Source organism: Paenibacillus sp. MAHUQ-63 (assembly GCF_028765165.1).
Classification (GTDB): domain Bacteria; phylum Bacillota; class Bacilli; order Paenibacillales; family NBRC-103111; genus Paenibacillus_E.
Genome location: NZ_JARADB010000001.1, coordinates 297,234 through 318,519, shown reverse-complemented (window position 1 = coordinate 318,519; position 21,286 = coordinate 297,234). Strand labels below are relative to the sequence as shown.

Annotated in this window: 20 protein-coding genes; 14 read left to right on the top strand and 6 right to left on the bottom strand. The window is 50.3% G+C overall.

Annotation, left to right across the window (positions count from 1 at the left end; genetic code table 11):
• Nucleotides 1-49 precede the first annotated feature (49 nt).
• The 6 genes from queC (at nucleotide 50) to PUT07_RS01135 (ending at nucleotide 9,133) form a co-directional block, all read left to right on the top strand.
• Nucleotides 50-748 (top strand): 7-cyano-7-deazaguanine synthase QueC, encoded by a 699-nt coding sequence (gene queC, locus PUT07_RS01160; protein ID WP_274465888.1) that lies wholly within the window; start codon nucleotides 50-52, stop codon nucleotides 746-748.
• Between the two features lie 27 nt (nucleotides 749-775).
• A complete protein-coding gene (locus PUT07_RS01155; RefSeq protein WP_274465887.1) occupies nucleotides 776-1,456 on the top strand; it encodes a response regulator transcription factor in 681 nt (226 codons plus the stop codon).
• Entirely contained in the window at nucleotides 1,453-2,844 is a 1,392-nt protein-coding gene (locus PUT07_RS01150; protein ID WP_274465886.1) for a HAMP domain-containing sensor histidine kinase, read from the top strand. The genes PUT07_RS01155 and PUT07_RS01150 overlap by 4 nt, the downstream gene beginning before the upstream one ends.
• Before the next feature lie 117 nt (nucleotides 2,845-2,961).
• The gene (locus PUT07_RS01145) at nucleotides 2,962-6,069 is read left to right on the top strand and encodes an efflux RND transporter permease subunit (RefSeq protein WP_274465885.1); all 3,108 of its coding nucleotides are present in this window, start codon (nucleotides 2,962-2,964) and stop codon (nucleotides 6,067-6,069) included.
• 12 nt (nucleotides 6,070-6,081) lie between these two features.
• The gene (locus PUT07_RS01140; RefSeq protein WP_274465884.1) at nucleotides 6,082-7,380 is read left to right on the top strand and encodes an efflux RND transporter periplasmic adaptor subunit; all 1,299 of its coding nucleotides are present in this window, start codon (nucleotides 6,082-6,084) and stop codon (nucleotides 7,378-7,380) included.
• Nucleotides 7,381-7,420: 40 nt separating this feature from the next.
• A complete protein-coding gene (locus PUT07_RS01135) occupies nucleotides 7,421-9,133 on the top strand; it encodes a hypothetical protein (RefSeq protein WP_274465883.1) in 1,713 nt (570 codons plus the stop codon).
• 65 nt (nucleotides 9,134-9,198) lie between these two features.
• Here PUT07_RS01135 and PUT07_RS01130 read toward each other — a convergent pair whose 3' ends face one another.
• Nucleotides 9,199-10,104, bottom strand: a complete 906-nt coding sequence (locus PUT07_RS01130) for an AraC family transcriptional regulator (RefSeq protein ID WP_274465882.1) — start codon at nucleotides 10,102-10,104, stop codon at nucleotides 9,199-9,201.
• Between the two features lie 143 nt (nucleotides 10,105-10,247).
• Here PUT07_RS01130 and PUT07_RS01125 point away from each other — a divergent pair, with 143 nt between their 5' ends.
• Entirely contained in the window at nucleotides 10,248-11,090 is an 843-nt protein-coding gene (locus PUT07_RS01125) for a sugar phosphate isomerase/epimerase family protein (RefSeq protein ID WP_274465881.1), read from the top strand.
• Nucleotides 11,091-11,094: 4 nt separating this feature from the next.
• Complete coding sequence (locus tag PUT07_RS01120; protein ID WP_274465880.1) at nucleotides 11,095-12,114, top strand: Gfo/Idh/MocA family protein; 1,020 nt, start codon at nucleotides 11,095-11,097, stop codon at nucleotides 12,112-12,114.
• Between the two features lie 54 nt (nucleotides 12,115-12,168).
• On the opposite strand, the gene PUT07_RS01115 is transcribed toward PUT07_RS01120, so the two are convergent.
• The gene (locus PUT07_RS01115; protein ID WP_274465879.1) at nucleotides 12,169-12,291 is read right to left on the bottom strand and encodes a hypothetical protein; all 123 of its coding nucleotides are present in this window, start codon (nucleotides 12,289-12,291) and stop codon (nucleotides 12,169-12,171) included.
• A 161-nt stretch (nucleotides 12,292-12,452) separates the two neighbouring features.
• Here PUT07_RS01115 and PUT07_RS01110 point away from each other — a divergent pair, with 161 nt between their 5' ends.
• Nucleotides 12,453-13,835 carry an MATE family efflux transporter gene (locus PUT07_RS01110; RefSeq protein WP_274465878.1) on the top strand — a complete coding sequence of 461 codons (1,383 nt, stop codon included), beginning with the start codon at nucleotides 12,453-12,455 and terminating at the stop codon, nucleotides 13,833-13,835.
• A gap of 169 nt (nucleotides 13,836-14,004) precedes the next feature.
• On the opposite strand, the gene PUT07_RS01105 is transcribed toward PUT07_RS01110, so the two are convergent.
• The 3 genes from PUT07_RS01105 to PUT07_RS01095 all read right to left on the bottom strand — a co-directional run bounded on the left by PUT07_RS01105 (nucleotide 14,005) and on the right by PUT07_RS01095 (nucleotide 16,639).
• Nucleotides 14,005-14,769 (bottom strand): MerR family transcriptional regulator, encoded by a 765-nt coding sequence (locus PUT07_RS01105; RefSeq protein ID WP_274465877.1) that lies wholly within the window; start codon nucleotides 14,767-14,769, stop codon nucleotides 14,005-14,007.
• A 94-nt stretch (nucleotides 14,770-14,863) separates the two neighbouring features.
• A complete protein-coding gene (locus PUT07_RS01100; protein WP_274465876.1) occupies nucleotides 14,864-16,267 on the bottom strand; it encodes an amino acid permease in 1,404 nt (467 codons plus the stop codon).
• Nucleotides 16,268-16,342: 75 nt separating this feature from the next.
• The gene (locus PUT07_RS01095; RefSeq protein WP_274465875.1) at nucleotides 16,343-16,639 is read right to left on the bottom strand and encodes a Rieske (2Fe-2S) protein; all 297 of its coding nucleotides are present in this window, start codon (nucleotides 16,637-16,639) and stop codon (nucleotides 16,343-16,345) included.
• A 97-nt stretch (nucleotides 16,640-16,736) separates the two neighbouring features.
• Here PUT07_RS01095 and PUT07_RS01090 point away from each other — a divergent pair, with 97 nt between their 5' ends.
• The 4 genes from PUT07_RS01090 (at nucleotide 16,737) to PUT07_RS01075 (ending at nucleotide 19,952) form a co-directional block, all read left to right on the top strand.
• Nucleotides 16,737-17,837: a threonine aldolase family protein gene (locus tag PUT07_RS01090; protein WP_274465874.1), complete on the top strand. Its 1,101-nt coding sequence runs from the start codon at nucleotides 16,737-16,739 to the stop codon at nucleotides 17,835-17,837.
• Nucleotides 17,838-17,908: 71 nt separating this feature from the next.
• Nucleotides 17,909-18,817 carry an ATP-dependent DNA ligase gene (locus PUT07_RS01085; RefSeq protein ID WP_274465873.1) on the top strand — a complete coding sequence of 303 codons (909 nt, stop codon included), beginning with the start codon at nucleotides 17,909-17,911 and terminating at the stop codon, nucleotides 18,815-18,817.
• Nucleotides 18,818-18,910: 93 nt separating this feature from the next.
• Entirely contained in the window at nucleotides 18,911-19,600 is a 690-nt protein-coding gene (locus PUT07_RS01080) for a metal-dependent hydrolase (RefSeq protein WP_274465872.1), read from the top strand.
• A gap of 22 nt (nucleotides 19,601-19,622) precedes the next feature.
• Nucleotides 19,623-19,952 carry a Dabb family protein gene (locus PUT07_RS01075; RefSeq protein ID WP_274465871.1) on the top strand — a complete coding sequence of 110 codons (330 nt, stop codon included), beginning with the start codon at nucleotides 19,623-19,625 and terminating at the stop codon, nucleotides 19,950-19,952.
• A 21-nt stretch (nucleotides 19,953-19,973) separates the two neighbouring features.
• On the opposite strand, the gene PUT07_RS01070 is transcribed toward PUT07_RS01075, so the two are convergent.
• On the bottom strand, nucleotides 19,974-20,408 hold the full coding sequence (locus PUT07_RS01070; protein ID WP_274465870.1) for a helix-turn-helix domain-containing protein: 435 nt from the start codon (nucleotides 20,406-20,408) through the stop codon (nucleotides 19,974-19,976).
• 287 nt (nucleotides 20,409-20,695) lie between these two features.
• Here PUT07_RS01070 and PUT07_RS01065 point away from each other — a divergent pair, with 287 nt between their 5' ends.
• Nucleotides 20,696-20,902: a helix-turn-helix domain-containing protein gene (locus PUT07_RS01065; RefSeq protein WP_274465869.1), complete on the top strand. Its 207-nt coding sequence runs from the start codon at nucleotides 20,696-20,698 to the stop codon at nucleotides 20,900-20,902.
• Nucleotides 20,903-21,286: the final 384 nt, after the last annotated feature.

The window sequence follows — 21,286 nt, the reverse complement described above, 5'->3', positions numbered from 1 at the left end:
ACGGAATCCCTTTTTTCACAAACAAATCAATTAAGGTAGAGGTGGCCGTATGAGCGAGAATAAGAAGCGGGCCGTTATTATTTTGAGCGGCGGATTGGATAGCACCACATGCATGGGAATAGCCCAAGAAGCGGGATACGAGCTGTATCCGATTTCTTTCGACTATGGGCAGCGCCATAAGATTGAACTGGAGAATGCGAAGCAAGTTGCTGCGCACTATGGGGTCAGCCACCGTCACAAAATCATTAAGCTTGATTTCTTGCGTGATTTTGGCGGAAGCGCACTGACCGATGATAAGATCGATGTGCCGAATGTGATGAACGGAGAAGGCGGCGGTGAGTCTGAAATTCCAGTCACGTACGTACCTGGCCGTAATCTGCTCTTCCTGTCGATCTCAACTTCGTATGCGGAAGTGACCGGCTCCGAAGCGATTTATATCGGTGTGAATGCGCTGGATTACAGCGGATATCCGGATTGCCGCCCGGAATTTATTCATAAGGTGGAAGAAGTGATAGCCTTGGCGACCAAAGTGGGCGTAGAAGGAAAAGGCATTACAATCGAGACGCCGCTGATTGACTGGACGAAAGCGAAGATTATTGAAGAAGGTTTGAAAATCGGGGTTCCGTATGAGCTGACAACGTCCTGCTACAATGGGAAAGCGGAAGCGTGCGGTGTTTGCGATAGCTGCCGCCTGCGATTGAAAGGCTTTGAAGAAGCGGGCGCCAAAGATCCTATTCCTTATCTGTAACCAAGCAAAAGAAAGGCAGGGCGAATCGTGACCAAAATCTTGGTAGTAGATGACGATGCGGATATTCGGGAATTGATTCGCGTCTATCTGGCGGGAGAAGGTTTAACCGTGCTGCAGGCCGGCAATGGTGTCGAAGCGCTGGATGTGCTTGAGTCCACACCTGTGGATCTCGCTGTTCTCGACATCATGATGCCGCTAATGGACGGTTGGGAGCTCTGCCGCGAGCTGAGGGCGCGATACGAAGACATGCCTTTGCTCATGGTGACGGCCAAGAGCGAGTCGGTTCACAAGGTGAAAGGGTTTCAACTGGGCACCGACGATTATCTCGTGAAGCCATTCGACCCTTTGGAGCTGGTCATGCGGGTCAAAGCGCTGCTGAAGCGTTACCGGATCAACGCATCGCAGACCATTTCGGTAGGCAGCGTCGTGATTGACCGGACGGCTTTCGAGGTGCGGCTGCAGGATCAGCAGCGGCTTGCTCTGCCGCTCAAGGAGTTCGAGCTGCTGTACAAACTGGCCAGCTATCCGGCACAAATCTTCACGCGTACGCAGCTTATCGAACAAATATGGGGAATCGACTATGAAGGCGATGATCGAACCGTTGATGTACATATCAAACGACTGCGGGAACGCTTCGAAGGGCTGACGGAAGAATTCAAGATCGTTACGATTCGCGGGCTCGGATACCGGCTAGAGGTGAATGCATGATCAAGTCGCTCTACCTGCGCGTGGTCTGTACGTTTCTGGCGGTTGTCGTTGTGAGTGTGTCGGTGGCGTTCCCGCTTGCTACGTTATTTTTCAGAAATTTGATCACGAACGAATTTCAGGATGAAATGCTGGCCATCGGCCAACAAATCGTCAAGCTGGCCGAAGAAATACAGGTGAAGCAGATCGATACCTTCGTATCGGCGAGCAACCGCTTCAATGACAACTATATCTTCGCGTTATTCGATGAATCCGGTCAGCCCATGACGGAGGTTGTCTTCAATAAAGATGGACATCCGCGCATTGAAGACGCGGAAATTGCCATTGTTCTGAAGGGCAATGTGTACAAAAGCTTGGATTACGGCATGGTGAAGGATCCGCTCAAAGAAATCAAGGTCGGTCTGCCGATCGAGCTCGGCGACAAAACTTACGCTTTATTCATTCATCCGAATTTGTCGGAAGCGACCCGCCGCCAAGTGCAGACCGCCGTCATTACCGTACTCGTGATCGTGCTCCTCGTAGGGTCGCTGCTCATCTTGATCGCATCGCGCTATGTGGTGAATCCGCTGAAGAAGCTGACCATTGCGACGCAGCGGTTGGCGCGGGGCAATTTCAACGTTCATGTGGCCGTGAAGCAGAAGGATGAGCTCGGACAACTGGCGGACAGCTTCAATCACATGGCCGGAGAGTTGAAGCAGCTGGAGCAGATGCGGCAAGATTTCGTCTCCAACGTGTCCCACGAGATCCAAACGCCGCTCACCTCGATCCGCGGCTTCTCCAAAGCGTTAAGAGGAACGGAAATCGATGAGTCGGAGCGTCTCAAGTATTTGGAGATTATCGAACGCGAAAGCGAACGGCTCTCCCGTCTCAGCGATAACCTGCTGAAGCTGGCTTCGCTGGAATCGGAGCATCATCCGTTTCACCCGACGATCTTCGATCTTGACGAGCAGCTCCGAAGAATCGTCGTCTTCTATGAGCCGTTATGGTCCGAGAAGCAGCTCGATATTGATCTGGCCTTGCCCAGAGTGAAAATCTCCGCGGATGCCGACCAGCTCAACCAGGTTTGGATGAATCTGATCGGTAATGCCCTTAAGTTTACGCCGGCAGGCGGTCATATTTTCGTTAAGCTCGTTCCGCTGCGCGATCGTGTTCAGGTCTCCATTCATGACGATGGGATTGGGATTTCGGAGGAAGATCTTAGCCGTATTTTCGACCGCTTCTATAAAGCCGACCAGGCTAGACAGCGGGATACGGGAAGCGGGCTTGGGCTTGCGATCGTGCGGAAAATTATCGATTTGCATCAGGGGACGATTGAGGTACACAGTGAACCGGGAAAAGGCACTCAATTCCTGGTAACTCTGCCAATTTTAACCTATTCCATGAAGAAATAATGAACGCGGAAAGCCTGGAAATTTCATTTTTCCAGGCTTTTTTGCTGCCTGTTCATATTGGGTTCATATTCGCCTTGTATCTTAGAGTCAGAATCATTATACGAGGGGAGTACAGGAATGAATCGACTTACACACTTTTCGATGAAAAATGTTTCGGCATTATTCATTATTATGATCATGCTTTTCGTAGGCGGGTTATATTCATCCTCGCAGCTTAAAGTAGAGAACATGCCGAACGTTTCTTTCCCGGTAGTTGCAGTCACGACTACCTACACAGGTGCGCCGAAGGACGTCATGGATGAGATTACAGATCCGATTGAGAAGAAGCTGGCGAATCTGGAAGATCTGGACTCGATGCAATCGACATCCAGCGATAACTTCTCCATGATTATTCTCATGTTCAAGCAGGATGTCGATGTGGATAAGAAGAAACAAGCCGTTCAGGATATGCTGGCTGAAGTTTCTTTGCCGGCCACAGCCGGGACGCCGAAGGCGTCGACGTTCGGCGCCGCGTCATTCCCATCCAACTATCTGGTGGCCTATGCGGAGAACGGCATCAGTCAAACGGAGTTGGATAAATCCTTTAAAGATAAAATCAAGCCTGGACTTGAAGGAATCAAAGGGATTGACCATATGGATGTGATCGGAGCCCGAGACACTTCGCTCGATATCGAGCTGGATGCTTCTGCGCTGGATGTGTATGGTTTATCGCCCGCTCTTGTGAGCAATGCGATTAACTCAGCCGCGGCTAAGAGCCCGATCGGCTCCGTCGACATTAGCGGCAATAGCAAAATGACCCGTGTTACAGGCAATATCACCAGTCTGTTCGATCTGCAGCAGCTTGAAATCACTACGCCGAAAGGCGATATCGTGAAGCTGGAGCAAATCTCAAAAGTTAAAGCCATTACGGAATCGGACTTCATCGGCAGATTGGACGGCAAGCCGGCGATCGGGATGATCTTGTACAAAGCAGGCAGCGCGAACGCAGTTGAATTCTCCGAAGCGATCGAGAAGCAGATTCACGAATGGAAAGCGGAAATGCCGAATATCACGTTCAAAAATACGTACGATAGCGCCGATCAAATTAAAGAGTCCATTACAGGACTTGTGCGTGAAGGTGTCGTAGGGGCCGTACTTGCATCCTTGATGATCCTTATCTTCCTTCGCAACGTACGGATGACGCTGATCGTTCTGGTCTCGATTCCTTTATCCATTCTCATTACATTGCTATTGATGTCTTCCTTGGATTTGACATTGAACACGATGACGCTCGGCGGTATCTTCATCGCAGTCGGACGTGTCGTCGATGACTCCATTGTCGTCATTGAAAATATATATGCCTCCTTGGAAAAAGCGCAGGAGCGCAAAGAGTCCGTTATCGCTCTAGCCACGAAGCAGGTTTCGATGGCGATTACGTCCTCTACACTGGCAACTGTCGGGGTATTCGCTCCGCTAGCTTTGGTTACCGGGGTTGTCGGCGGGTTCTTCCGACCTTTTGCCTTAACGATTGCTTGTGCGCTGCTATCTTCCTTGATCGTTGCCTTGACCGTCATACCGATGCTTGCCAAATTGCTCGTTCTGCGCAGCAAACCAGGTAAAGCTCACGATGAGTCGGCGCCGACGAAGCTGACAGCGTTCTACGAGAAAGTATTGACTTGGAGTTTGAAAAACCGGATTAAAACCTTATTGATTGCACTAGCGATGCTGATCGTCACGATGGCCGGAACGATTCCGTTCTTGTCCGTGTCCTTCTTGCCGGAAGCCAGCGCCGCGAAAACGATGTATTTCCAATTAAAGCTTCCTTACGCGACTTCTTTCGAAGCTACGGATGCCAAAACGAAAGAAATCGAGAAAGTGCTCCTGGATACGAAAGATTCCAATGGCGAACCGGTATTTAAATTCGTAGAGTCGTTAGTCGGTTATGCCGGCAATGATGACGAGCGGACGCCATATGCTTCCCAGATTTTCGTTCAAGTGAACGATAAAGTAGATCCGAATCAAGTGAAAGATGAAATGAAGGCTTATATTCTCTCCGAGCTGCCTAGCGGTTCCGAGGTTGAGCCGAAAGCGATGGAAGGCGACTTTGGCGTTTCCTCGACGGATTTTGCCTACACCTTGCAGGGTGAAGACCAGCTTCAGCTGGAGAAAGCGGCGAAAATGGTGAAGGAGAAGCTCCAAACGTTCCCTGAGCTTTCCGAGGTTGAAGACAATTTAAGTGATGCCAAAACAGAGATAGAGATTGCTGTGGACCAGAAGAAAGCAAGAGCCTACGGCTTGAGCTCAGCGGCGGTCCGGGATACAGCACGCGCCTGGATTCAGAAACAAAGTCTGGGAGATATGAAATTTGATAATATCGTCTACACGACGACGGTATCGTTAGACAAATCGGACAAAGATACACTTGAGAAATTAGGCAATATCCCATTATCAGGACCAAACGGCTCCACGATCTTGTTGAAAGAGGTGGCCAAAATCGGTGAAACGAAAGGCGCCGCTTCCCTTGCTCGTGAAGACCAGCAGCAGCTTGTGAAAGTATCCGCCAAGATCAATGATGACAACAAAACCGGCGTAAGTGCTAAATTGACTGCGGCGTTGAATCAGCTTGAATTGCCGGAAGGCGTCACACCGAAAGTGACGGGCGTGTCCGATGACGTGAATGAAAGCTTCGGTCAATTGTTCGTCGCCATGGCAGCAGCCGTATTCGTTGTTTACTTGATCATGGTCCTTGCCTTTGGTAATGCAGGTGCGCCATTCGCCATCTTATTCTCTCTACCGCTTGCGGTTATCGGGGGTCTGCTGGGGCTTGTTATTGCGAGAGAGCCGTTAACCGTAACTTCTATGATCGGTTTCCTCATGCTGATCGGTATCGTTGTTACGAACGCTATCGTTCTGATCGACCGCGCGCAGCAGCTGCGCGAAGAAGGTTATACGGTTCGCCATGCTCTAATTGAGGCAGGTAAAGTGAGATTGCGCCCAATTATTATGACGGCGGGTGCTACGATCATGGCGTTGGTGCCTCTGGCGCTCGGGATTTCCGGAGAAGGCGGATTAATCGGGAAAGGGCTCGGCGTCGTCGTTATCGGCGGTTTGATCACTTCTACCCTCTTGACGCTGGTCGTCGTACCAATCGTCTACGAGTTGATTGAAAGCATTAAAAACCGTTTCGGTCGCATGTTTGGCCGCAAGAAAGCAACCCCAACACCAACAAGTCCGTTAGAAGTATAAGGAGGCACATAGATGATTAACGATAGTTCGCGAAAACGTAATTTCAAACTCCGTCCAGTAGGCATGATTGCACTGCTGGCTGCGGCTGCGGTCCTGGCGACAGCCTGCTCCGTTCCAGGAGCGGGTGGAGCGTCAACCGTACAGCTTGCTCCCAGAGCGGTCAAAACGGAAGTCATCGCCAAACAGAAAATCAGCAGCCCGATCGAGCAGGTTGCCGATGTCGCGGCAGGAACGACGCTGGACGTCGTGTCCAAAGCGAACGGCGAAGTGCAGCAAGTATTGAAAAACCGAGGAGAATACGTGGAGAAAGGCGAAGTTTTATTCGTGATCGATAGTACTGACGCCGTATCCGCGAAACGCAAAAGTGAGCTTGCCCTGAAGAGCGCCCAAGAGTCCTTGCAGCAGGCAAGAGATAACAAAGTCAACAACCGCAAAGATCTGGCGGACAATGTGACTAGAAGCGAAACGGCCCTGAAGAACGCTCAGCAGGACTACAACAAGGCCCGTAATGATTATGATGCGGGAACAATCGTTCAGCACCAGGTAGATCAAATGAAGCAAGCGCTGGATAACGCGCAAATGAATTTGGATGCAGCGAAGAGCAAGCTGGCGGCTTTCGACAATTCCGATTCGATCTCCGCTGCGCAAACACAGGCGGAATCTGCAAGCCTATCGCTTGAAGACGCAACGCGCGCTCTTGAAAATTATGAAGTGAAAGCACCGGGCAGCGGGGTGCTGACCGATTTCAACATCGTGGTTGGCCAAACCGTTTCGGCTGCGGCAGGCAAAGTCGGTCAAGTGCAGCAAATCGATCCGATCAAGATCAAAACGGAACTTGCCGAAACCAATTATCAGCTCGTCAAAGGCAAGCAGGAGCTCGTTTACTATAACCCGGACACACCGGAGAAAAAAGGCACGGCAAAGATCAGCTACTTGGCGCCAATCATGAGCGCGACGAGCAAAACGTATACGCTCGAGCTGGAAGTGCCGAATAGCGATCATCAGCTTCAGCCGGGAACGCGGTTCATGGTTCAGCTGACGACCGAAACCGAAGAGCAAGTGGTGGCGATTCCTACGCTCAGCGTGATTCGTGAAGAATCGGAAACCTTCGTCTTCGTTCAGCAAGGCGATCAATACGTGAAGCGCAAAGTGAAGCTCGGACGCATCAACGGTGAGTATCAGGAAGTGCTGGATGGTGTGAAAGACGGCGAGAAGCTCGTCGTTACCGGACAGAACACCTTGAAGGACGGCCAGAAAGTGGAGAGCGCGAGCGCTTCTCCACAGCCGTCAGCGACACCTGCGGCGAAATAAGCTGCTAAGTGAAATTTCTATATAAGAGGAGAGTAAATACATGAAAAAGAGACCATGGAAATCAAGTCTAACCGCGATTATGCTCGGCGCTCTGATCGTACAAGGAGGTACGACCGTTTGGGCAGCCGATGCGGCGACAACGACGGTTGCCGCGCCAACGGTGAATTACGGTTTGACAAGCGACATTCGTGCCGCGATCAAAAGTGTAGCCGTGACGCCAACGGCGACAGGCTCCGAGCTATCCGTCACCGTTCGTCTATACAACGGTGGCGCGAATCAGAACCGGGTGCCGGAGCATGAACTCCGCGTACAGACATCGAGCGGCGTGTTCTACACGCTGAAACCGAGCGGAAGCAATAAGGAATCGCTTCAGCCCAAAGAAATCGGCGAGTTGGTCTACATGACAACGGTCGATTCGAAGGAAATCGGTACGATCGATCAAGTGTCTTTTGTGAATGTGGATGTGTACTCGTATCCGAAGCTGGAAACAACGCTGCTGACCATGCCGGCGAAAGCCGTCTGGTATGGCGGAACGGGTAGTGCAGCTCTACAAAATCTCGAAAATATCGCTTGGGGGCAATCGTTCTCGATTCCTGGCGTGAATTCAGGTCTGACTTATACAGCCGTTGAGGCATCGATGCAAACGACGGAGACAGGCCGCGTGGCGGTCGTTACGGTGCTGGCCGACAATCCGGGGGCGGGGCGCGAGACGGTGCCGGCGTTCCGGTTAGATGCTCAATCGGAGACGAAGAGCTATGTAGGCAAACGCGCTGAAGTCGATCCGGTTACCCTTGAAGCCGGAGAGAAGAAATATATTCATTATGCCATCCCGGTTGAAAATGGTGTGACCTTGTCCAACCTGGTGGTCTTGTCGACGGACACATTCGTGCCGAAAGGCGGGGGCGAGGCTGCCACACTAGCTACTGGCAAGCTGGCTGTTGCATGGCCGAAGGAGCAAGGAACGGGCGCAGCGGTTCCGTATACTATCGGTCAACCGATCGCCTTTGACGCGCTGACGAAGGTCATCGATAAATCCACGGAAGTATCGTTAATGGAGCTTCACCTTCACGAGAATCCGGGCGAAGGCTATCAAACGGCTGTAGCGAAGTTCAGATTAACGAACACGAGCACGACGCCTGTGGCGATGCCAACGTTCCAATCGGAATTGGTGAGCACGCAAGGCATGACGTACCAAGGCGCACGCCAAGCGAACGTGGCTGCGATGCTGAATCCGGGGCTGAGCTATGTGGTGAGCTACTCGTTCATCGTTCCGCAATCGGAAGAGAGCACAAGCTTCGCAATGAAACTGCTGGATCCTGTTGCCGCCGCTCCTTACACGACGACGGTTGCGGCGCTGCAAACGGAGCTGCAGCAGGAAGATACGGAGAAGACGATTTCCTTGTATCCATTCGAGGTGACGTTCAACGACGTGACGGTATCGTCGATAACGACTCCGCAATTGACTTATTCGTATAAGTTCCGTATGGACTTGGATATTAAGCAGGACGAGAATGTTGTCGTAGATAACAACTTCTCGAAACTAAGATTCGAGATCGTCGATAACGCGGGGCGTGTCGTTGGCTCCAAAGATGCTTCCTTCACTGGCGCTAACAAATTGATTAGCGGCAAACAAGAGCTGGATGCATCCAATATTACATCCGACCAATTCAGCTATCCGTTCACTGTGAATGTGTACGAAACGATTGAAACGGCGAATGGAACGGCGAAGCGTTTATTGAAAGTTATTAAATAAGTTAAAAAGCACCCAGGATGGCACTGTGATCGTAACAGTCCCTACTGGGTGCTTTTTGATTCCGGTCAGGGAAGCCGCGCCTTCACCGATTTGGCATAATCGGACGGCGACATGCCGACGGTTTTCTTAAAGTCTCTGGAGAAGTAATGAATGCTGGCATATCCGAGCATGGCGGCGATCTCGGTGAAGTTGTAACGGCCTTCCCGAATGAACGTTTTGGCTTGCTCGATCTTCAAGGCTTTGAACGTTTCCAGGACACCGGTCTGCATCTGCGACTGGAAGAGCTCCTTCAGCCTGCTTTTGCCAAGGTGAAAGGTCTGGCACAGCTGATCTTGGGTCAAAGATTGCCCGAGATTATCCTTTAAGTAAGCCATGATTTGCTGTACAAGCCGTTGCTCGGCTTTCTCCTTTTGCAAGGAGGATTGCTTGTATTTAGACGGATCCGTGGAAGCGGCAGGCTGCTGCTGATTGCGAATCAATGTGATGAGCAACGCTTCCAGGTACGCTTGGATCATCTGCTCGCTGGCAAACGGGGCATTCGGGTTCCTCTCCAGCTGATGCTCCGACGGCCTGTCAAATGGGGGCAGAAAAGCTTGAAACCCTTCTTGGATAATAAGGGAAAGCATATTTCTTTCACGGTCGCCAAGGGCAACAATTTTGTTCTCCAAATGGCTCATGGCTTCCGACTTGCATTCAAAAGAGATGACGATCAGATTCGGCGGCTTATGTTCATGTCTCACATGTACCGTATGGAACTCCTCCGGCTTATGGAAAATCATCGATCCTTGGCTAAGCGTATGGATATGATCGTCGGCCCGGACCTCGACCTCTCCTTTGTCCACATAGAGAAGCTCCCAGAAATCATGCTGCTCGCCGTCAAAGACGAATCCCTTGGCGTATTCGAAATAATGAAAGGAGATCAAAGTTTGAATGGTGATAGCTTCTTGAAGTTGCAGGCGTGGGAACTCCATGCTGGCCGTCCTTTCCGAGGGTCGATTTCGTAAGTGAACCCAGCCTTATTTTAACATAGAAAGTGCAAATAAATCGGCTTTTTGGGTAAATCTTCTCGGACGCGCCTCTTCTATAATGGAAGCAAGAGACGGAGGCGATAACGATGAAAAAAGGGATTAATATTTGGTCTTTTCCAGGCTCCATGAAGGTGGAGGCATGTATATCCGTTGCCAAAGAGGCGGGATTCGACGGTATCGAATTGGCATTGAACGAGACGGGCGAGCTAAGTCTGGAGAGCAATGAAAGCGAAATCAAACGTTACCGTCAGGTTGCGGACGAGCAGGGGATTGAGCTGACGAGCTTGGCCAGCGGTTTATACTGGACATATCCGATCACAAGTGCAAAGGCCGGTACGCGCCAGAAATCGAAAGATATTGTGAAAAAGCAATTGGAAAGCGCAGCGATTCTGGGCGTTGATACGATTCTGGTCGTCCCGGGTGCGGTTGGCGTCGATTTCATTCCGGATTCTGAAGTGGTGCCCTATGATCAAGCTTACGATTATGCGCTCGAAGGCATTAGCGAGCTAGCCGAAGTAGCGGAATCCTACAAGGTGTCTATCGGGATCGAGAATGTATGGAACAAGTTCTTGCTCTCGCCGCTGGAGTTAAGAGATTTTATCGATAAAATCAATTCCCCTTATGTGGGATCGTATTTCGATGTTGGGAACGTAGTGTATGCCGGGTACCCGGAGCATTGGATTTCGATTCTGAACAAACGCATTAAAAAGGTGCACTTCAAAGATTACCGCCGCGCCGCAGGCGGCCTGCACGGTTTCGTTGATCTGCTTGCAGGCGATGTGAATTATCCGGAAGTGGTCAAGGCGCTGCAAGCGATCGGGTATGAAGATTATGTCATCGCAGAAATGATTCCGGGCTATACGCATCACGGACAACAAATCGTTTTCAATACATCGGGCGCGATGGACGCAATCCTGGGGAGGAAATAACCATATGTTGAAGATCGGATTAATCGGCTTAGGTTTCATGGGAAGAACGCATCTGGAGAACTACATTCGTCTTGAATCGGAAGGAGTCCCTATTCAAGTTGTCGCACTGTGCGATGTGGACGTCGAGAAGCTGGAAGGCAACGCTTCGGGAGGCAACATCGATACCGGTGCAGACGCTATCGACTACAGCCGTTTCAACAAATATACGAGTGTTGCGGAGATGTTGGAGAAAGAGCAGCTGGATTGTGTGGATATGACGCTGCCGACTTACCTGCACCGCGATATTTCCATTCAATGCTTGAATCAGGGGATTCATGTGCTGGTTGAGAAGCCGATGGCGCTGAACGCGCAAGAGTGTAAGGAAATGATCGAAGCCGCCGCACAGAACGGCAAACAGTTGATGGTCGGTCAATGCTTGCGCTTCTGGCCTGCCTATGAGTATTTGAAAGAGCTGGTTGTGAATGAATCGTACGGCAAAGTGTTAGCGGGCTATTTCTATCGCGGCGGCGGTACGCCGACATGGGGGCCGTGGCTGCTGCAGAAGGCGAAGAGCGGCGGAGCGCTCCTTGACATGCATGTGCATGACATCGATATGATCAACTGGCTGTTCGGCAAGCCGGAGTCCGTATCCAGCTTGGCTCGCAACGTTGTGCCGGGCAGCGGCTATGATATCGTTTCTACGAACTATCTGTATGAAGACGGCAAAGTGATCAATGCGCAGGCCGATTGGACGCTGCAAGGGGATTATGGTTTCGATATGCAGTTCCGGGTTAACTTCGAGAAAGGGAATATCGTTTTCAATTCCGACGGGTTGAAAGTGAATGTGAACGACGGCCCTGGCTTCAAGCCGGAGATTTCAGAAGAAATGGGCTATTACCAGGAGCTCAAATATTTCGTAGAAACGTTAATCGCCGGGCAAACGGTCACTACAGCCGAACCTTCCAGCACGATGGACAGCATTGTCATAGCGGAAGCGGAAATCGAGTCGGCGGACAACCGCGGGGCATGGGTTCGCGTGAAGTAAAGCAGAGAAAAACCTTGGACACCTCTAGGGAGGTAACCAAGGTTTTTGTTTGTGTTATTTGTCCGGATGCTTATCCGCGTCATCGATGCCATTATGGCTGTTATTATTGTTTTTATTGTCCTCGCTTGCTTTCTGACCCTTGGGTTGGTTGTTTTGATTTTTTTGCTTGTTCGCCATGTGCGCACATCCTTAGCCTGTTATTTGTTAGTTGAAACCTTCATTTATTGTGGGCTCATTGGCGGCAAATATGCGAGAAGGACGTTGGTGGATAATAGCAATTGACTGAAATCGCTTACGTATCCTACACTGAAAGCATTTGAAATTGAGGAGCGTACCCAATGATAGACACCCAGTCAACAGCTACATGGAAAAAATTAAGTCTATTCGCGGTCACGTGGCCGATCTTCATTGATTCCGTTCTTCGTATGATGCTCGGTACGGCGGATGTATTCATGTTAAGCCGGATTTCGGATGAAGTGACCGGAGCGGTTGGTCTGGCGAATGAAATCATCGTCTTCTGCATCCTCATGTTCGGATTTGTTGGGATCGGAACGAGTGTGGCCGTGGCTCAAAATTTAGGAGCAGGCCGAGCCAAAGAAGCGAGCCGCATCTCCGCTCTGGCGATTACGATCAATTTGCTCTTCGGTATCGTAGTGAGCATCATCTTGGTTGCTTTCGGCGAATCGATCATGCAGCTGATGAATTTGGCTCCGGATCAAATTCACATCGCCAAGCGTTATCTCAACCTTATCAGCGCGTTCATCTGGATTGAAGCTCTATCGTATGCGATATCCGCCGTGCTTCGGTCGAATGGTCAGACGAGAGACGTCATGTATGTGACGCTCGGAGTTAATATCATTCATGTGGTCGGTAACATGCTGCTCATCTTCGGTAACCTCGGTTTCCCTGAGTGGGGAGTAACGGGTGCCGCGGTTTCTACGGTTGTAAGCCGATTCTTAGGACTTATCGTATTACTTGTTATCTTGTATCGCCGTATTCCCGCACCGATTCGTTTCCAAGACTATTTCACCTTCGATAAGAGGATTGTGAAGCAAATCCTTAGCATCGGGCTGCCGTCCGCGGGCGAGCATCTGTCCTGGCAGTCCCAATACTTGATGATCGTCAGCTTCGTCAATATTATCGGGCAAGTGGCATTAAGCACGCATGTGTATGTCATGAATGTCACGAACTATTTCATGGCCCTCGGTATGGCGATCGGCATGGGGACGGAAATTATCGTCGGGCATATGGTAGGCGCGGGAGAATTCAAAGCCGCCTATCATAAGTTAATTCGCAGCTTGCGGATCACGTTCCTGATGACATTCGTCGTTGTCGGAATAGCTTCTCTCTTCCGCAAACAATTGCTGGGGCTGTTCACAAATAATCCGGACATTATCGCGCTAGGTTCCGGAATCTTGCTATTATCTATCATTTTGGAGCCGGGTCGAACGTTTAATCTGGTTGTGATCAATTCGCTACGTGCTGCCGGTGATGCCAGATTCCCCGTTGCCATGGGCGTTCTGTCCATGTGGGGCGTTGCCGTACCGCTTGCGTACTTCCTGGGCATCCATATGGAAATGGGCCTTCTCGGCGTCTGGATCGCCTTCGCCGTCGACGAATGGCTGCGCGGCTTGATTATGTATTTGCGGTGGAGAAGCCGCGTCTGGGAGAGCAAAGCGCTGGTCAAACCGATCGGCAGCGGCGTGATGGCCGAAACATAACCGAAAAGCACAGGGCCCTTACGGGTTCCCTGTGCTTTTTGGATTGGAGGTAGACATACACACGGCTGCTGGTGGCTGGTGTAATACTATTCTATTCAAGTTTCTTTTAAATAACTGGATGTTTGAAGGATAGAGTAGAAAAAATGCTAGTGTCCCGATAACTGGGCTTCTACCGCTTCTGACCGGTATAGATGCGGATGGCGTCCCGCAGAAATTCGGCTGTGCCCGGTTGGTTGGCATCGTAGTAGGCTCTGAAGCGCTCATCATCGACATACATCTGGGCCAGGCCCGCATGGGCTTCCGGACTGTACTCGTGCCAGTAGTAAGTGAGCCATTGCTTATGCAAATGTGCGGCTTGCTGAGCCGCTTCGCTCGCGGGATCGGCCGTGCGGAAGGCTTCGGCTAATGCGGCTGTCACCTCATTGGCGAGCCGGGTCACCTCGTCATGCTCCTCTTGTGTCATATTCATCACTCGCTGATTGGATCGGTTGACGGCATCTTCCCCGTACTTCTCGCGAATTTCTTGGCCGTATTTCTTCTCGTTCTCATCGATCAGCTGTTGTTTGAAGCCTTCGAATTTCTCTGTATTCGTCATAGATATTCTCCCTTCCTGTGAGGCCATGGTCTTTTCAACATTGGCAATCAGCTTATCGAGCTGATTTCTTTTGTCGAGGAGCTGCACATAGTGCTGTTTCAAAGCATCGGCTCCGTTGAAGGCGGGGGAAGTGACGATTTCTTTAATGCGATCCAGACCTACGCCTAATTCTCTATAAAATAAAATCTGCTGCAGCGCATCCACTTCCGCCTGACCATAGATTCGGTACCCGGATGAATTGATTCTCGCCGGCTTAAGAAGTCCAATTTCATCATAGTAGCGAAGCGTTCTGGTACTGACGCCGGCCAACTTGCCTAGACTCTGTACGGTGTATTCCATGTGTTCACCTCCTGACATCTTCACTCTACAGCTTTACGCAGCGTCAATGTCAAACACTTTCTCAGCAGTCATTCGGTTGCGAATAAGAGGATGACTAAGTCGCTCCTTCCCCCTTATCGGGGTTGCGCAAAGGCAGCTTGTCAGGGCGAAAAGAGGATATGCCACTCGCCGGCGCTTCTTTCTTCCACTTGAAATGGAGGATGATTGCAATGACGGCGATGATAAGGACGAATAGCAGGCTGGTCCAGAAGCCGGGCCGGCTCATCGGATGCACCAGCGTCCCTGATATTGCGGCCAGGATCATCAGCATGCCGGTATATCGTTTCACCTTGCCCAACAAGGTTAACGTTAATAAACGTCCGGACGACAGGAGAATGAATATCCAATTCAAAAGCAGCATAATCCCGGCGGCCGTTGTCACATTCGCATACAGTGATTCCGGCAGTAATAGTGCCATCAGCACGGCAGCCGTCATCCCGCCTGTTGTGAATCCGATCGCGGCAAGCGGCATTTGGCGTCGGCCGCTTGTCTTTCCGGCGAACAGAGATGGCGCATTACGCGCTTCCGCCAGCGTGACGAGAATCGTCGTAATGGCGAAGAGGGAAGCGACCATGGTCGAGAAGCCGGCGATGATGAAGATCGCATTAAATGCATGCGGCACATAAGGGAGATTATATGGGGTTAGTGCCGATTGAAACGGACTTTGCTTGTCCTGAAAGGCATGGAGCGGCAATAACGTGAAGGCCAACGCCAAAGAAGCGATATAGATGACGCCTAACAGGACGATCATCACTTTCCCCGCTTTCGGAGCCTCTTCCGGCCGCTTCAGCCTCGTGGCCATGATGCCCATAATTTCGATGCCGCCGAATGAATAAAAGGCATAGATAAGAGAAGACCAAGTACCTTGCAGTCCATTGGGCAGGAGATGCCGTTGTTCCGTTGGGAATTTCGGCGGATGCGTGCCGGACATGAATCCGAGGACTGCAGAGCCGGCAAGGACTAGAAATATCAGGATGGCGGATACCTTGATGATCGCCATCACGATTTCGGTGCGTTCGAAGAACCGCGGACCGAGCAGAATGACGCCTAGACCTAGTAAAGCGTAGCCGGAAGCAAGTATCCACATGGGCAGCTGCGGAAGCCAGAGGCGGGTAAACAAAGATAAGGCGGTTAACTGGCTCCCCATAATGAGCAATTCGGAGCACCAGTACACCCACCCTGAGCAGAAGCCGGCCCAGCGCCCGAAGGCCTGTGTCGCATACGTGTGGAAGGAGCCTTGCGCAGGATCTTTCCCTATCAATTGGGCTAGTAAATCGAAAACCATATAGGCTCCGAGAGCGGCGAGCAAGAACATGAACAGGAAGGACGCGCCGCCTGCTTGAATGCCTATGCTGGAGCCTAAATAATAGCCGGTACCGATTGTACAAGCTACGCCTAATAAGGTTAATTGCCACCACACCATTCCGTGGGGCTTCTCTTTGTTCGTCTGGTCGGTCATGCAGCCTCCTAAAGCCGTTCGTAGAATAACAACAGCTGTTATTATAGCTTGACCACTGGTAAAATATACGGTAGATCACCCCATCAGCGCGAATAGCTGATTGTCTTTGAGGATGACGTCGTAGGAAGCCAGTCTGGCGCTGGGAACATTATGGCAGCGGCCTGTATGTGACTCAAATGTCCAGCCGTGCAAGGGACACTCAAGTTCTCCGTCAATAAGATCTACGGTGTAGCCGCCATGCGGACATATGCTGGAGAATAAGCTGTACTGCCCTTCATCCGGATGCACCAGGAAATACAGATCGCCGTTAAGCTGAACTTCTACGGGAAAAGCGGTATATTGATCTCTAGGACCTATGAGAATTTCTTTCATGACGGTGTCTCCTTTTCAGTCGGCATTATCATGATTATAGGCTACGATTGATCGGATACCAAGAGAGATATGTGACATACGAAGGAGTACGATCCAAATGAACAAAATCAATCCATTATTAGAAGCGTTTCAGCAAACCGCTTACCCGCTTGGCGGGCACGGCATGAGAAATGTTGAAGTCTTGAAGGAAGCTCTTCACGACATTGACGGTAGCTTGAATAGCGATACTTACGGCTCGGGTAAACTGATCGAGGACTTTCAAGAGGAAATGGCTGCCTATTTGGGCAAACAATCGGCAGTATTTTTTCCAAGCGGAACGATGGCTCAACAAATTGCGCTGCGGATCTGGTGCGACGAGAAGGAACTCAAGCGAGTGGCCTATCACCCTCTGAGCCATTTGGAAATTCACGAGGAAGACGGCTTGAAGGAGCTGCACCATATTGAAACCATCCTGCTTGGCGAGAAAGACAGGCTGATTCGTCTTGAAGATGTGCGCCAATTGAAAGAGGAGATCGCTTGCTTGCTGCTGGAGCTGCCGCAGCGCGAAATCGGCGGCCAGCTGCCGGATTACGAAGAGCTGGTTGCGATTTCGGCGTACTGCCGGAACAGCGGGATTAAGCTTCATTTGGACGGAGCGAGACTCTATGAGATTCTTCCGTACTATCAGAAATCGGTACATGAGATCTGCGCGTTATTCGATAGCGTATATATGTCGTTCTACAAAGGAATCGGCGGCATTGCGGGCGCAATTCTAGCCGGGAGCGAGGAATTCACGAAGCGTTCGAAAGTTTGGAAAAGGCGCCATGGCGGCGATTTGATTAGCTTATATCCGTATATCCTGAGCGCCAGTTATTATTTGAAGCGGCGGTTGCCGAAGATGGCCGAGTATTATGAGGGAGCCAAAGAGCTTGCCGCACTTTATAACAAAGTCGACGGTGTAGCAACGCTACCGGTTACGCCGGTGACGAATATGTTCCACGTTCATGTCGGCATATCGAAAGAGAAACTGGAACCGCTGCTTATTCAGCTGTATGCAGAGACAGGCGTGGGTCTGACGCATTACCTTAGGGAGGCAAGTGAGAATTCGTGTTCCTATGAAGTGTCCATTGGAGACCGGTTTGCGAATGTGCCCCAAGATAAGCTTGAGCATGCCATGATGTGGTTGGACAAGAAACTGAGAGACATTCGGCATACGTAGTCGTATCGTAACGCGCGCTGTTGTTTAGAGCTATGGAAATTTCCCCAAACTGGTAGCAGGGGGGATCCTTCATGCTGTTTTCCGCGGTAAAACCGATGAACGCTGCGCTTGGCCAAGAGCCTTTTGATGACGATCGTTATATGTTTGAACCGAAATGGGACGGCTCGCGAATTCTCATACATAAGCAAGGCAGCCGCATTGAAGCCTACACGAGAAGCGGGCGGGTCGTCACCGGTAAATTTCCTGAGCTGCAGGAAGGGCTTGCGGCAATCCGCGCGCATAGCGCTATTTTGGACTGCGAGGGCATCGTGCTGCGCGGGGGTAAGCCTGTTTTTGACGATTTCATGTACCGGGACCGAATAAGCCAATCGGCCAAAATCAGCGGTGCCGTGCTTTCGCACCCGGCAACGTTCGTTGCCTTTGACATTCTGCAGACGGATCGTGAACTGCTTAAGGAGCCTTTGACAGAACGGAAAAAAGTGCTGCATGGCATCCTGGCTGCCAATTCCGTCATCCTGCCAACCCTGTATGTGGAAGGTCAGGGTAAGGCGCTGTTCGACTTAATGAAAGCCAAGCATATGGAGGGGATCGTCGCTAAGCGTAAAGATTCGCTCTATCGCTTGGATACCCGAAGCGCTGACTGGCAGAAGCTGAAATATGCCAAGTCAATTGATGTCATGGTACTTGGCTACAGGCTCATCCCGTTCGCTCTAAACATTGGCCTGAACTTCAGAACGGTCAAGAACAAGCCGGTGGGCATGGTAGAGGCCGGTTTGACGGAAGAAGACAAGAAGCTGTTTCTAGCGTTGGCAGAGCCGCTGCACACAGTCTTAGAGAAAGGGACGCAATGGATCGAGCCGAGGCTCGTCTGCAGAATCGACTATCTCGAGCGGTCCGATACCCACCAGTTAAGCGCGACGGTGTTTCGCTGTTTTTTGCCGGAGAAGGCTTCTGAGGATTGTGTATGGGGGTATGATTGAGACAGGCGTTCACAACGAAACGATGAATTTCAGCTTGGTTAATAAAGTATGGTAAAATAATTCAGAGCCTACCCCTATCAAAGGAGCGATACAATGGATATCATTTTTCATGGACAAAGTTGTGTAGAGATTCGTTTGCAGGAACATACGCTCATCATAGACCCTTTCTTGAATTATAACCCTGTGGCCGTAGTGAAGGCTGAGGAGATCAAAGCGGATTACATCTTGGTTACGCACGGCCACGGCGATCATCTAGGCGATACGCTGGAGATCGCGGCTAGCAATGATGCTACCGTCATTGCGCCGAACGACTTGGCGAGATACATCGGCTTTCAAGGCGCTAAGAATCATGGCATGGGCATTGGCGGTGACTACGATTTTCCTTTCGGCAATGTGAAAATGACACTGGCTCTGCATGACTCTTCTTATAACCCGCCTGGAACGACGGATAATATTTATACGGGGATGGCCAGCGGTTTCCTGATTACGGTTGAAGGGAAAACGATCTACCATGCAGGAGACACAGGCTTGTTCGGAGATATGCAGCTTATCGGCAAATTGAATAATATCGACCTCGCCTTTCTGCCGATCGGAAGCAATTACACGATGGGGCCGCGCGATGCTGTGATCGCTGCCCAGTTTCTGCAGGCCAAAACCGTTGTTCCCATGCACTACAATACATTCCCGGTTATTAAGCAGGACCCGCATGCATTCGTGGAAAGTTTGTCGGCTGAAGGCATAAAAGGGCTCGTCATGGAGCCTGGCCAGCGTATCACGTTGTAAGTTACATATGGAGGTTATCGCGATGTTCGAGCATTTGGTCTGTTTTCGCTTTAAGGAGCAATTGGCGGTTGAGAAGGAACAGGAATTGATTGAAACTTTGTTGGCATTCCGGCATCAAATTCCAGGCATTGTCGATGTGACAGCGGGGAGCAATGTGACGGAAGAGACGGACAATATCCGCGGGTACACGTTGGGACTGCGTGTGACGTTCCGGGACCGCGAGTCGCTCCAGCAGTACGGACCGCATCCGGCTCACCAGGCGTTCGTCCAATCGCTCGCCGGCATTATTGAGAATGTCATCGTAATCGATTACCCGATTCAATCCTATCAACAAGAAAAACCGGCTGAATAAGCCGGTTTTTTCTTATTCCGATTATGCCATGGGACCAAAGCCATCTTCCTCTTGATGATTGTCGTCTTCGGGATCCTCGGATTTCGCAGCATGCCGCTGTTTCCAGAACAGGACGGTGAGCATGCGCTCCACCCATTCCTTGTCTTCATCGGTGAGCAGCATGCCATCGAACATCAATTCGTTCTCGCGCAGGAAACGCCGCAGATTGACAGGATTGCTTTGATATTTCTCCGTTGAGGGCGGTGACTCCAGATAGCCGGCGAGATCCATCAATTCCGAGTAGGAAGTGTTGAGTCCTTCGGAAAGCTTCATTAATACATCAGGCGAAGGGATCCCGCGGTTGCCGTTCTCTAACTGGGAGATGTAGGCTGCAGAGACGCCGGAACGGTCGGCCAATTCCCTCAGGGTAAAGCCTTTTAATTTGCGCAAATCTCGTAATCTATCGTAGAAATACATCGTTTCAACCTCGCCGAGACAAAAAGTAAATTTTAGTAAACAATACAATAATTTCAGTATACAAAAGTAATATGAATCTTGCAAAGCATAAAAAATGAAGCGAAAAACGTTATATGAAGTAAACGATTATGATTGCAAAAGTTAAAGAGGTTGGTATATAATAGAAACAAGGGAACAAAATGAGAACGTGTTCTGAAAATGGATGATGATGGATGGTTTAAGATTCAAACATAAATATAAGGGAATTTTATAAAGAATACGTTAATGATTGGAGGAGAGTTGGTTATATGAGGATCATGGCTAAAACCGAGGCGTTTATGAAGGCTCGAATTATCAAAGGTTACTCCCAGAGGGAGCTGGCAAAACACTCGGGATTAAGTCATTCCTATATCAGCTTACTGGAACGATCGCTTAAGTCGGTGGGACCTGCGACTGCGAAGAAGTTGAGTGATTTGTTGGGGAAGGATCTGGAGGATGTGTTTCGGATTGATTGATGGTAGCAAAATGGAGAACATTAGTTGAATACAACAGACTCGAACAACCTCTCATTAAAGAAAACCTAGAATGAATAGGACTAATGGGAGGTTTTACCCGATAAGCGGGGCGGACCTAAAGGGAAATTGCATTTCGAATAGATTGAGGAACTAGCATTTGAATTCCTAGTTGACGTATGGGAATTATGAGTATAAGATAAAAGCATTCGATTTCCTTTTAACATATACCGACTAGATGACTAGAGGTTCAGATAGGTGAGTTTATTCTACGCGTGTGGAATGAGCTGCCGGTCTGGGCTCTTTTTTTGTTTTAAAAGAGGGTCGAACCAAGCACTGTGCGTAGGATGCACAGATATTTTTAAGTCGGATCTGAAACATTTATTC